A 12,740-nucleotide genomic window follows, 5' to 3' on the forward strand; every position below is an offset into this window, starting at 1 on the left:
GCTTTTTTTATTTCTGCTTAAAGCCGGAGCAATCACCTTCTTGCAAAGGCAGAGGTGACATGACCTGGGTTTTAGGCAGCACCCGGCGTAAATTCATCAGCGTCTTGTAGACACTGTTTAGCGACACCCTGTTACTCAGCCAGGTAGGAATGGCACCGCCCGGGTCGGCCACGACCTCATATTCCAACACCAAACCATCCGTTCGCGGCGTTAGCGTCCACAGCGCTTCTAACTCTTTGATACGTACTCGCCCTCTCCCCACCTCTTGGTCGGGGTCCAGACTCTGGATTAACAAGCGTGAGCTTTGCCCCTGCAGGGCTTGGTAACAAGATTCGGTGTAGAGCTCCCTGTCGGCCACCGGCCAGGGCGAATTTAGAAGGGTAAAGACCAGGGTTTGATTGGCACTGGGACTGCCGAGTAAGTTAACGCGCTTAACGCCCTCAAGCCAGTCGGGCGCATGCTTGGTGTCGTGCAACAGGCTGATAAACTGCGCCTTGGTGGCCTTGGCAATAAACAACTTTGCCTTTATGGCATAGTGTCCTTCCGCATTTTTATAATAGTGCACCTGGTATTGCTGCGAGTGCTTCCAGGTGCGCCAATTTGCTTGCTCCGCAAAGGCGTAGCTTTGCGCGCTCAGTAGACTAATCGCGCCAATAAGGCTGAATATTACGCGTTGCTTCACGACTTTGCTCCATGGCACCCAGTAGACTTTCCGTTTTCTGTGCCAGCCAGGCCTGGATTTTCGCCAGCTCCTCGCTGTCCTTGCCTTGGCATAGTTGGCCAAGGTAATTAAGAGTGAATAACTCGAAGGTGCCATGAATGATATCCAGCCAGGGGGCTCGGAAATTCATTCGCGCACTTTCATCGAACAAGGCGCCTAAACAACACCCGCTCAATAAATTACGCTCAAGACGATGTTTTAAGTTCAAGTATTCACTGCTTGAAAGCGGCGAATCATTGTCGACTAAGGCGCGCATTTCATGCCAGTCAAACTCCAGCAAATGGGCGGCGATCTCATGGATGTTTTTCTCTGCGGCCTGGAATTGCGACTGTCCCCAGGACTGTCGCCAGCCGCGCTCGGTTAACCAGATGGTGAGATCTAACAGCAAGAGATTATAGCGTTTGCTGGTAAAGACCTTTTGCACTTCGTCAATGCTCGGTTGAATCGCTTTTAAATCGTCTATTACCTGCGCCAACTCGGGTGCCGCATTGATCTTTTTATAGTAAGCGTGCTTTTTCGAGGTAAAGGTTTTCAGTTGGATGGCGGTTTCCACCCAGCTTAATTCACTTAACAGCCATTTCAGCTCTGAGCGTAAGCGCTCGGTGTCCTGCTTTTCAACGATGTCGCTAAACAACCACAGGCTATGGCGAATAAGGCTGACTCCGTCGGTAATGCGTTTCAGGGTTTTTAAAGTAGGCTTTTGGAAATAGCATTCCTCGTGCTTTTGCACAAAGGTGATGCCATGGCTTAGACACTTCTCCAGCGCCCGCTCCTGTGAGTCGGCGTTGCTCAATGCCACCATGTCGATTTCCTTACTCGCCACCAGCGGCTGGTCATCGGCCAAACGGTAACCGCGCGCCGCCTTGGAGTAGAGTCCCATGCGCAGCGGCAGGTTTTCAATCAGTTTTTCAGCGAGGGAGAAGAGTTCGCTGCGCTCGCCTTTAATCAATTCAATTTCTAATTCGCAGATCGGCTCAACGCTGGCATTGGCGGCCACCTCGCCCTTATCCAACACCACTTCAATCAAGGTGCCGGCCTGGGTTTCTAACAGCCAGGTACGGCGAATAAAGTTGGTACTAAAGAGCGGGTATAAGTTATCGGCGATGGCCTCGACCTGCACCCCGTGCGGCCAAATGCCGGCATCGAATTCACTCAACTCGGGACGGTTGCCTTCAATGGGCAAGTTAAACTCTGGACGCTGATGCAAGCCCCCGACATTGTCGCCGGCAAGCTTAATGGTTTGCTCGCATTGACCATCGCAGCAGCGTGTACGTAGACCTATGTCCAAGGCCCGCAGTTCACGACTGGGAGTATCAAAGTAGGCGTTTTGCAGATTACGTGAAGGCTTGTTGGTTACGGTTTTTGCAAACTGTGTGATAAGTGCTGGAATTGACGGAATGACCGCCTCAGAAACTAAAAATTTCAGCTCTATTTCAGTGTCCATGCGTTATAGAAGACCAATGAAATTGACAAGAAGACAACATAAACAAAGCCGTCAATGAATGCAAACTTTTTGCATGCTTTTAGGCCCTTAGAGACAGGGCTGGGTTACAAAATCGGCCTTGCCAATCGCCACGTCAGCCAATACTATGCCTCAATCAACATCTTATTTACGTAAACAAGGTTTAGTTGCATGCTAAAACACCTGTGTGTTGCGCTACTTTTTATTTCCAGCGCACTAATCACCAAGACGGCCCATGCCGCACCAAGTACCGCTTATATCAGTGACGATTTATACATTTTCATGCACTCTGGCGCGGGTAAAAACTATCGTATTGTCGGCTCTGTTAATGCCGGCACCGAAATCAAGCTGGTTACCGGCACCGAAAATAACGGCTTTTTCGAAATTGTCGACGATAAAGAGCGCCAAGGCTGGGTAGAAAGCAAGTTCATCAATCAAGAGCAAAGCCTTAAGGTAAAACACCAAAACCTGGCCGAAGAGTTGGCCAGCACCCAGCAGAAGTTACGTGATGTGCAGGCTCAGGTACCACAATTACAAAGCATGAACAGCGATTTAACGTCGCAATCCGAGCAATTACAGGCCCAGCTTGATCAAGCCATTGCCGAGCGCGACGCCATTCAAACCAAACAGCAGAATCTGCGCGCCAAAGAAAAGCGTCAGTTACTGACCTATGGCGGTGCCATTGCCTTTATCGGTTTATTCCTGGGGATCATTTTAACCATCTTCCTATCGCGCAGAAAGCGCTACGATGGTTGGGCGTAAACTCGCCTTTACATGACTTACAATAAAAAAGAGCGCTTAGGCGCTCTTTTTTATAACTCAATTCGCAAGCCGGTGTCTTCTTTCACCTTTTCAATCACCATATAGGTATGGTGTGTGCCCACCCCGGGGATATCAACCAAATCGCCAAGCACCTGACGGTACTCATTCATATCACTCACCCGCACCTTAAGCAGGTAGTCATAGCCGCCAGCCACCATGTCACACTCCACGACTTGCGGGGTGTTCATGATGTGCTCCTTAAAGGTTTTAAACACCGAGGTATTGGAGGTTACCAGTGACACCTGTACATGAGCCAAGAGGCTTTGGTTAAGCTTTTGCTCGCTCAGTTTGGCGTAATAGCCCTCAATAAAACCATCTGTTTCCAGGCGTTTAACCCGATCCAGGCAGGGACTGGGACTTAGGTTCACCTGTTTAGCCAGGTTTACATTAGAGATGCGACCATTTTTTTGCAGCTCATCAAGGATGGCTAAATCGATTCTATCTAGGACTCGAGACTTGGCTATAAACGACATAACAGAATTTTATACGGGCAAGCTACAAATATACCCTGTAAATTATCGTAATTGCCAAAATTAAACCAGCATATTCTGCGGTATTTTCTTTAGAATGCCCGCGAATGTGTATTCCTTAAGAGCGCAATCTTAACCGCACACACTGAATATCCACGTAGGTAAAATCTACACTCTCGCAGTTAGAACCTACAATGTAGTAATTGTCGTAACCGAGGCCCCACCATCTCACCTTGTGGTGTAGGGTACAGTTGCTATGTTTAGACTCCGTTATTTTGAGGGTTGCTTATGTTATTTGAAGGCAATTTGATTACTGAATGCCCTATTCGCCAGAAAATCCGTGATTTTTATCGTATTGATGAGAATGAAGTTATTGATCACATTCTTCCTCTGGCCGAAGTAGGCGTTACGGCACGCAGCCGCGCATGGGAGCGCGCTCGTCAAATGGTATTGAATATCCGTAAGGACCAAGATGGTCAAAGCGGTGTTGATGCATTATTGAATGAGTTCTCTCTGTCGACTGAGGAAGGGGTGGTGTTAATGTGTTTGGCGGAGGCGTTATTGCGCGTGCCAGACAAAGCAACACAAGAAGAATTAATTCGCGATAAGCTAGCCAAGGGAGACTGGAGCTCACACTTGGGTAGCAGCGACTCACTGTTTGTTAACGCTTCATCTTGGGGCCTATTGGTAACCGGTAAAATGGTTAACTACAGTGACAAAAATAAAGAAGACCAATTTGGTCTACTCAAGCGCACCGTAGGTCGTTTGGGTGAGCCGGTGATCCGCAAGTCTGTAAACTTTGCGATGAAGATCATGGGTAAGCAATTCGTTATGGGTCAAACCATTGACGAAGCCATCGAACGTGCAGCAGAAACCGAAAGCAAGGGTTACGTGTATTCGTACGACATGCTGGGCGAAGGCGCTCGCACCATGCGTGATGCAGAACGTTATTACAACAGCTATGTCACCGCGATTCATGCCATAGGTAAAGCGGCCAACGGTCGTGGCCCGGTGAAAAGCCCGGGTATCTCGGTAAAACTTTCGGCAATTCACCCACGTTACGAGTTCACTCACCGTGAACGCGTGATGGAAGAGATCGTACCTAAGCTTAAAGACTTGGCGCTACTTGCCAAGCAATACGACATCGGCCTTACCGTTGATGCCGAAGAAGCGGATCGCCTCGATATCTCATTAGACATCATCGAAGCGGTATTCAGCGACGCCGAGCTTGGCGACTGGCAAGGTTTTGGCCTAGCCGTTCAAGCCTATCAAAAGCGTGCAATCTTCGTTATCGAGTGGCTAACCGACCTAGCTCGCCGCGTTGGCCGCAAGCTTATGGTGCGTTTGGTTAAGGGTGCCTACTGGGATACCGAAATCAAAACCACACAACAAGATGGCTTAGATCACTTCCCGGTATTTACCCGTAAAGCCACTACCGACGTTTCTTACAAAGCCTGCGCCATTAAAATGATGGATGCGCGAGACGCTCTTTACCCTCAGTTTGCAACCCATAACGCCTACACAGCGGCAACCATTTTGGAAGTAGCCAAAGGCGACAACGAAGGGTTTGAATTCCAGCGTCTACACGGCATGGGCGAGTCTTTATTCGACCAAATCGTGATCAAAGAAAAAATCCAGTGCCGCGTATATGCACCGGTTGGTCAACATGAAGACCTGCTTGCTTACCTGGTACGTCGTCTACTTGAAAACGGTGCTAACTCGTCATTCGTTAATGCCATCGTTGATACGTCTAAGCCGGTTGAAGAATTACTGCCAGATCCGGTAGAAACCCTGCAAGGCTTGCGTAACAAGTACAACAAGCAAATCAAACTGCCGATTGAACTATACGGTGACGAGCGTCCTAACTCCAAGGGTATGGACCTAACCGATATCAATGCCATTACGCCATTAAAAGCGAATCTGGATGCCTGGTTTGCCGAGCACCTTATCAGCGAAGATCAGGTTGCCGAAGGAAACCTAGCGGTGCGCAACCCTGCAAACCACAAAGAGATCATCGGTCAGCATCGTTTGCACAGTGGCGACGATATGCAAGCCCTGCTTGAAAATGCCGAGAAAGAGTTTATTTCTTGGTCGGCTACCCCGGTTACCGAGCGCGCCAACTTACTACGTCGCATTGGTGACATTCTTGAACGTCACCACGATGAACTGGTTGCCTTGTGTATCAAGGAAGCAGGTAAGGTGACTCAAGATGGTATCGATGAAGTACGTGAAGCCGTTGACTTCTGTCGCTACTACGCTGCCCGTGCCGAAGAGCTAGCAGAAGATGAGCGCTTTGAAGCCCGTGGTGTGGTGCTATGTATCAGCCCATGGAACTTCCCTCTGGCCATCTTCCTAGGCCAGGTGGTAGCTGCGATCGTGACCGGTAACACGGTTATCGCCAAGCCAGCTGAGCAAACCAGTCTAATCGCGCTGCGCGCCATTGAGCTAATGCAGTCTGTAGGCCTGCCTGAGCACGTTGTTCAGCCGGTGATCGCCCGCGGTAGTGAAGTGGGTAAGCACATAGTGCCTGATGAGCGCATTCAAGCCGTAATGTTCACCGGTTCAACGGAAACCGGCACGCTGATTTCGCAAACACTTGCAGCGCGTAACGATATCCAGGTACCACTGATCGCCGAAACCGGTGGCCAAAACTGTATGATCGTTGACTCTACAGCCCTGCCTGAGCAGGTTGTAGACGATGTGATTAATTCTGGCTTCCAAAGTGCCGGTCAACGTTGTTCTGCACTGCGCGTATTGTTCCTTCAAGACGACGTTGCCGACGGCATTATCGAAATGCTTAAAGGCGCGATGGCCGAGCTCCATGTTGGCGATCCGGCTTACCTATCTACGGATATCGGTCCGGTTATCGACGACAAAGCACTGAAAGCGCTCACCGCGCACGTTGAGTACCTAAAAGGCAACGCCACACTGCACTATCAGTGTGAAATCCCTGATAACAACGAAAACGGTGCCTTCTTCTTTGCACCACGTTTGTATGAAATCAAGGATTTGTCGGTACTTAAGCGTGAAGTATTTGGTCCTGTTGTTCACATCGTTCGCTTTAAAGCGGGTGAGCTGGATAACGTGATTGATCAAATCAATAACACGGGTTACGGCCTGACAATGGGCGTTCACTCACGTATCGAAGAGCGTTGTGAGTACGTTGCCCGTCAATCGCGTGCAGGTAACGTCTACGTTAACCGTAATATGATCGGTGCTATCGTTGGCGTGCAGCCATTTGGTGGCCGCGGTCTTTCTGGTACGGGTCCTAAGGCCGGCGGTCCTAACTACCTGCTACGTTTGGTTAAAGAGAAGGCATCTCCAGAGAACGTGCAGATGACCAACCTACCAGCGGATGAAGCGGATCTACACCACTACTCAGGCGCCAATGAAAAAGTAGAGGCGCTTATGGCAACCTCTATGCGCGATGAGAAAATCTGGCGTGCAACGGCGCTAAACGACCGCGTATCGGCACTGCGTCAGCTATTGGCAAAAGTGGCTACGGTAGAGATCATCGACGAGCTAGCAGACGACCTGGCCAAGACCTTAAGCGATGCACGTACGCAGCTTAACCGCATTGAAAAGCGCATGAAGCGTCCTAAGGTATTGCCTGGACCAACGGGTGAGTCGAACATTCTTTACCTAGAACCTCGTGGTTGCGTGGTGTGTTATGCCGATAAGAGTACTTCGTTCAACTTCTGGGCGATCTCGATTATCACCGCGCTGGCCGCGGGTAACACGGTTATCACCGTTGCTTCAGAGCTCTTCTATGAGGAAGCCTTGGCATTCCGCGACAAGTTCATCGCAACCGGTGTAGCCGAGGGCGTACTGCAGGTAGCTAAGCCGAACCAGCTACAAGCCATCTTGGCTCACCCTCACCTAGCCGGTGCGGTTGTAGCGGCACGCTCATCTCGCTTGGGCTACTTCGCACAGCAGTTAGCTAACCGTAAGGGTGCTATCCTGCCGGTGATCAGCGCCGAGTACTACGATACCCTGATCAACCGTCTACTGACGGAAAAGACCATCAGTATCGATACCACGGCATCGGGTGGTAACACCTCGCTGATGACCCTAGTAGAAGACGAAGAATAAATCGTCAGCTACTGAAAAAGGCGCCAATTGGCGCCTTTTTTATTATTCTCTCAACGCCTAAACGCCGATAAGCCGGTGCCTCTCTTAAGGCCAATCCTGCATCGCTTCCAGTGAGAACTCATAGTTATCGACGCTTAGAATTGTCTGCTCCGGGGTGATCTCCACCACCCGCAAACGCCCCACTGTATCGCCTTCATACAACTCATAACCATTGAGCTTAATCCAGCGTCTATCCTGCGCGGTAGCATAAATATGGGCTTGATAGACCAAAGGTGGAATACGGCTCTGAATTGCGTCCGGCAGCAACTCGATGGGCTCTACCATGGCACTGCTGCGCGACGCGGTGGTGACGGTATCATCGTTTTGCATGCCTTCGGTGGCGGCAACGGCGTCGGCAAACGCACGTTTTAGATCGTTTGACACCCCTTGTAACTCGGCATCGTTATAGCTGGGAGTCGAAGAGTAGTTCTGCTGGGTTTGCTGATAATCATTATTGCCCTGCTCCATTGGCTTACCCACCACCTTGTATTGGCTGGTATCGACCTGCTGCGCCGCAGGATTAAAGCCCTGTGGGTACTGGCCTGCGTTTGCCATCATTGGATTGCCATAGGCGGGCACCCATTGCATATAAGTGCCGGGACCATAGGCCTGTGGCATTTGTCCCATCACATACACGGGCACCATTTGCTGATAGGGCTGAGCGAATTGCACCGGCACCTGCAGGGCATTTACATTAACCTGCCCCTGCGGTAGCCCCTGCAGTTGCCCCTGCTGTGAATTCATCTGAGCAACCCGTTGGCCATTCTGCGGATTATCGGTTGGCTGTGCTTGAGACAAAGCCAACTCGGCATTCACCTGAGCCGGAGAGGCCGATTGCGCCGTACCGACATTCGCATTGGTCGGCTGCTGCCCCTGTGATTGCATCTGCGCTTGCATCTGTGTCTTGGCCTGCACCAATAGCTCATTGCTATTATCCTGCCACCATTTGCCGGCAAAATAACCAACAACCAGAACCACGGCGACTACCACCAGGGCGACTAAACCCCAACTTAGGCGGCGATAAAAATCTAGCGCCTCTTGTTGCGATGTATCGGGCTCAGATTCTAGGGCACTCGATTGATTTTGTGATTGTTTTAATGCGTCTAATAACAGCGACATAGTAGAGCCCTAAATAAAGTAAGATAAGCCAATGCCCACGGCGAAGAGCATCATAACCCCGCCCAGGGTAAAAACAAAACGTTTACCGCGGCTCTCGGTACCGTTATTTTTCTGACTTGGTAAGGTCTCCGGCAAGGCTTCCTGAGCTGCCCGAGTGACCAATTTTTTGCTGACCTGATTTACCTGGGCCGAATAGGCACCGAGCAAGGCGCGCTCGCATAACAGGTTGATCAAGCGAGGAATACCGCCGGTCAGTTGGTGAATTTGCTTTACCGCGGCACGATCAAAAAGGATCTGCCTGCCACCGGCAATTTTAAGGCGGTGTTTAATATAGGCATCGACCTGGGCCAGCGTCAGTGGTAACAGGTGGTATCGGGCGGTAATGCGCTGTGCAAGCTGGCGCAACTCATTACGACGCAACAAGGCCTGCAATTCCGGTTGGCCAACGAGAATAATCTGCAACAGCTTTTTATGGTTGGTCTCTAAGTTGGTAAGTAAACGCAGCTGCTCCAATACCTGCGGCGCCAAATGTTGTGCTTCATCGATGATCAGCATGGTATGACGGCCATTAACATGGTTGCTTAGCAAACGGCCCTTAATGCGGTCTGTCAGCGTCTTCAGGGTGGCGTTTTGGTGATCATACTCGATCTCCAGTTCATCACAGATACTCGCCAACAATTCCAGCTCGGACAAGGTGGGGTTTAGAATAAAGGCCACCTGAGTCGAGTCCGGCACCTGCTCAAGCATGCACCGGGTTACCGTGGTTTTGCCGGTGCCCACCTCGCCGGTCAGCAACACAAAGCCGCCGGACTCACCCAAACCATGCGTCAGGTGCGCCAACGCTTCATTATGGCGCTCACTGAGATAGAGATACTCGGGGTTTGGGGCGATGGAAAAGGGTTTTTCGGTTAAGCCAAAGTAATCTAGATACACAAATAGGTCCTTAGTTTTTGCCACAGGCCTTACCCGGAAAACCTCCCTGGTAGGCACTAAGCGCTGCGGTTTAATTAAATTATCACTCGCACTTCTTATAATGGCAAAAAAACCGCCATGATAAAACTCTGTTACAATCATCTTTTTAGCCGCTCGGGAAAACGGATGCAAACATATTTAGTCGGTGGCGCTGTACGCGACCAGTTATTAGGGCGACATGTCAAAGAACGCGACTATGTGGTGGTGGGCGCCACCATCAAAGAAATGAAACACCTTGGTTACACTCAGGTCGGGAAGGATTTTCCGGTATTTTTGCATCCGCAGAGCAAAGAAGAATATGCCTTAGCGCGCACCGAACGTAAACAAGGCCAGGGCTACACCGGTTTTATTTGCGACTTTAATCCGGATATTACCCTAGAGCAGGATTTAGAGCGCCGCGACCTCACCGTCAATGCCATCGCCCAAGACGAACAGGGACAGCTAATCGACCCTTTTGGTGGCCAAGACGACATTGAAAAACGCTTGCTCCGCCACGTCAGCCCCGCCTTTAGCGAAGATCCACTGCGGGTGTTGCGGGTGGCCCGTTTCCGCGCCCGCTATCACTACCTGGGCTTTAATGTTGCTGAAGAAACCCTGACCCTGATGCGCAACATTGCCCATAGCGGCGAGCTTCAAGCGCTGACCCCAGAGCGAGTGTGGATGGAATGGCAAAAGGCTCTTGACGATGGTTATATCCATGTTTTTATCGACACCCTCGCCCAATGTGATGCCCTTAGTGCACTGAGCCCAGCTTTAGCTACCTGCTGGCCCACGGAAAAACAGCGTTTAGAAGCGCGCATCGACTATGGCCGCACTCACCACTGTGCTCCCCCCTGTCAGTTTGCGCAAGTGATGCAACCGCTGGATGACACAGCAAGACAGGCGTTTTATGAGCACTACCGAGTGCCAAAGCAATATATCGAGCTGGCCGAAGCACTGGCCAATCATGGAACCCTACTCGGACAAGCGAATTGGCAGGCCAAAGAGCTGATTACGCTTTTTAATCGATTGGATATTTGGCGTCGTCCACAACGACTGGACGATTTAGTTCAGGCTTATGGCTGTGCCCAGTTGGGCGATTTTGGCGGCCAATCCCAACTGCTCGAGGCGGCCGCGGCGGCGCAACTGGTGAATGCGCAGACCTATATTCGCCAGGGCATCCAGGGAGCGGCCATAAAAACGGCGCTGGCCCAGGGACGAGTTGAGGCCATAGAGAACATTTTGGCCCCATGAAAACAAGGGGCCAAGTTTATTTCTTACTCGCCAAGGAGATAAAAGGAAAGCCTGGGCTATTGATATAGCAAAAACGCCAAGAGGCCAAAGCCCAGAAGCAGGCGGTAAATCACAAAGGGGAACATGCCCATGCGTTCGATAAATTTAAGGAATAAGAAGATACAGGCATAGGCGGCCATAAAGGATAAACCGGCGCCAAGGATCAGCGCTTGCCAGTCTACCGCTTGTTCGCCGGTGGCCAACTGAATGGTTTTAATTAACCCCATCCCACCTATCACGGGTACCGACAGCAAAAACGAAAAACGCGCCGCACTTTCTTTGGTGAGACCCAAAAACAGGCCCGCGGTCATGGTGATACCCGAGCGTGAAGTACCGGGAATAAGGGCAATGGCCTGGGCACAACCGATCAGCAAGGCCGACTTCCAATTCAGTTGATAGATATTCTTCGTTTGCTTGGCCTTAATATCTGCCAACCAGAGCACTAAACCAAAGAAAATGGTGGTAATGGCTATGACTATGGCCGCTCGCAGATGTTGCTCAATCAGGTCTTCAAAGAGCTTGCCGGCTAAGCCGGCGGGAATGGTGGCCAACAGAATATACCAGCCCAGCTTGCTGTCGTCGGTGGCTCCCTGAGAGCCGAAGGATTTAAACCAGGCAACCAGGATATCGCCTATTTCCCTACGAAAATAAATCATCACCGCCATGAGCGAACCAACATGCACGGCCACGTCAAAGGCCAGGCCCTGATCCTGCCAGCCCAATAACTGCGAGGGTAAAATAAGGTGGGCGGAGCTCGAAATGGGGAGAAATTCTGTCAGTCCTTGAATCACAGCCAGTACAACAATAGCTAGAATACTCATTCGATAGTGACCTTCCATAGGTTTTGTTTTGATTTATCATAGTCTTGCCATAGTTTGGCAATGGTGGTTTGAGTAACGGGGTGCACCAGATCTGGGGCGAGCTCAAACAAGGGCCAGAGTACAAAGGCATTTTTGGTGATCTCATCGCGCGGCAGCTGCGCCGGTGAGTCACAGATCATGTCGTCATAAAACAACAGATCTAAATCCAGGGTACGGGGGCTAAATTTTTTATCGTCGGGGGTGCGGCCGTTATCACGCTCAATCTGCTTAAGCAGGCTACAGACCTGAGCCAAGCTCATATCCGTGTCGGCCCCAGCCACAGAATTATAAAAGTTACTGCCGTTAAACCCCACGGCTTCGCTTTCATACACATTTGAGTGTTGCAACACGCCGAAATGTTGGCGCAGCGCGCTTAACCCATTAAGAAGGTTTTCGCGCTTATTGATATTGGAGCCTAGGCTAATATAAATGCGGGCCATAACTAACTTTTACTACGTACGATTTTAACGCCAACGGTTTGCGCCGCTGGCACCGCAGCGGGCTTGCTGACGGTAATGGCCACCTTGGGCGTGTTGAATTCATTAAGGATAAGCGCGGCCAGTTGCTCTACCAGGGTTTCCAACAGTTCCACCGGTTTAGCTAAACAGTGCTCGGTAACACGCTGACTGACCTGGGCATAGTCTATGGTAAAAGAGAGATCGTCACTGTGGGCAGCCTGGCGTAAGTCACAGTCCATTTCGATATCGAAATAAAGGCTTTGTTTACTTTCTTTCTCAAAGTCGTACACTCCTATAATGGTGTCCACTTTAAGTTGTGAGATATAGACTTTATCCATATGTGCAACTCCAATGCCAGCTGGTCGGATACCCAAAAAGGATTAGAATCAGTACCCTGACCTTGCGTAACCGCGTTTACCCGGATGCGCTTGGCATAAAAAAGCTCGGCGCACA

General features: G+C 50.5%; 11 protein-coding genes. 3 read left to right on the forward strand and 8 right to left on the reverse strand.

Annotation, left to right across the window (positions count from 1 at the left end; all coding sequences use genetic code 11):
• Nucleotides 1-7: 7 nt before the first annotated feature.
• On the reverse strand, nucleotides 8-682 hold the full coding sequence (locus KD147_RS11640) for an START domain-containing protein (protein WP_212547970.1): 675 nt from the start codon (nucleotides 680-682) through the stop codon (nucleotides 8-10).
• Nucleotides 642-2,165, reverse strand: a complete 1,524-nt coding sequence (locus KD147_RS11645; protein WP_212547971.1) for a CYTH and CHAD domain-containing protein — start codon at nucleotides 2,163-2,165, stop codon at nucleotides 642-644. Before KD147_RS11645 ends, KD147_RS11640 begins: the two co-directional genes overlap by 41 nt.
• A gap of 189 nt (nucleotides 2,166-2,354) precedes the next feature.
• On the opposite strand from KD147_RS11645, the gene KD147_RS11650 reads away from it, so the two are divergent.
• Entirely contained in the window at nucleotides 2,355-2,945 is a 591-nt protein-coding gene (locus KD147_RS11650) for a TIGR04211 family SH3 domain-containing protein (RefSeq protein WP_105253935.1), read from the forward strand.
• 50 nt (nucleotides 2,946-2,995) lie between these two features.
• Here KD147_RS11650 and KD147_RS11655 read toward each other — a convergent pair whose 3' ends face one another.
• The gene (locus tag KD147_RS11655) at nucleotides 2,996-3,478 is read right to left on the reverse strand and encodes an Lrp/AsnC ligand binding domain-containing protein (protein ID WP_105253936.1); all 483 of its coding nucleotides are present in this window, start codon (nucleotides 3,476-3,478) and stop codon (nucleotides 2,996-2,998) included.
• A gap of 285 nt (nucleotides 3,479-3,763) precedes the next feature.
• Between KD147_RS11655 and putA the strand changes: the two genes are divergently transcribed.
• On the forward strand, nucleotides 3,764-7,567 hold the full coding sequence (gene putA, locus KD147_RS11660) for a bifunctional proline dehydrogenase/L-glutamate gamma-semialdehyde dehydrogenase PutA (RefSeq protein WP_105253937.1): 3,804 nt from the start codon (nucleotides 3,764-3,766) through the stop codon (nucleotides 7,565-7,567).
• Between the two features lie 84 nt (nucleotides 7,568-7,651).
• Here the strand turns inward: putA and KD147_RS11665 are convergent, their stop codons facing one another.
• Both KD147_RS11665 and KD147_RS11670 read right to left on the reverse strand, forming a co-directional pair.
• The gene (locus KD147_RS11665; RefSeq protein ID WP_212547972.1) at nucleotides 7,652-8,725 is read right to left on the reverse strand and encodes a general secretion pathway protein GspB; all 1,074 of its coding nucleotides are present in this window, start codon (nucleotides 8,723-8,725) and stop codon (nucleotides 7,652-7,654) included.
• Nucleotides 8,726-8,734: 9 nt separating this feature from the next.
• Nucleotides 8,735-9,658 carry an ExeA family protein gene (locus tag KD147_RS11670; protein ID WP_105254006.1) on the reverse strand — a complete coding sequence of 308 codons (924 nt, stop codon included), beginning with the start codon at nucleotides 9,656-9,658 and terminating at the stop codon, nucleotides 8,735-8,737.
• Between the two features lie 165 nt (nucleotides 9,659-9,823).
• Between KD147_RS11670 and KD147_RS16950 the strand changes: the two genes are divergently transcribed.
• Complete coding sequence (locus KD147_RS16950; RefSeq protein ID WP_105253940.1) at nucleotides 9,824-10,930, forward strand: tRNA nucleotidyltransferase/poly(A) polymerase-related protein; 1,107 nt, start codon at nucleotides 9,824-9,826, stop codon at nucleotides 10,928-10,930.
• Between the two features lie 56 nt (nucleotides 10,931-10,986).
• Here KD147_RS16950 and KD147_RS11680 read toward each other — a convergent pair whose 3' ends face one another.
• Genes KD147_RS11680 through folB form a run of 3 tightly spaced genes read right to left on the reverse strand, consistent with a single transcriptional unit; the run spans nucleotide 10,987 to nucleotide 12,625 of the window.
• A complete protein-coding gene (locus KD147_RS11680) occupies nucleotides 10,987-11,790 on the reverse strand; it encodes an undecaprenyl-diphosphate phosphatase (RefSeq protein WP_105253941.1) in 804 nt (267 codons plus the stop codon).
• A complete protein-coding gene (gene folK, locus KD147_RS11685; RefSeq protein WP_212547973.1) occupies nucleotides 11,787-12,269 on the reverse strand; it encodes a 2-amino-4-hydroxy-6-hydroxymethyldihydropteridine diphosphokinase in 483 nt (160 codons plus the stop codon). The genes KD147_RS11680 and folK overlap by 4 nt, the downstream gene beginning before the upstream one ends.
• Nucleotides 12,270-12,271: 2 nt before the next feature.
• Entirely contained in the window at nucleotides 12,272-12,625 is a 354-nt protein-coding gene (gene folB / locus KD147_RS11690; RefSeq protein WP_105253943.1) for a dihydroneopterin aldolase, read from the reverse strand.
• Nucleotides 12,626-12,740 lie beyond the last annotated feature (115 nt).

Origin of the sequence: Pseudoalteromonas sp. BDTF-M6 (assembly GCF_018334135.1) — a bacterium.
Taxonomy (GTDB): domain Bacteria; phylum Pseudomonadota; class Gammaproteobacteria; order Enterobacterales; family Alteromonadaceae; genus Pseudoalteromonas.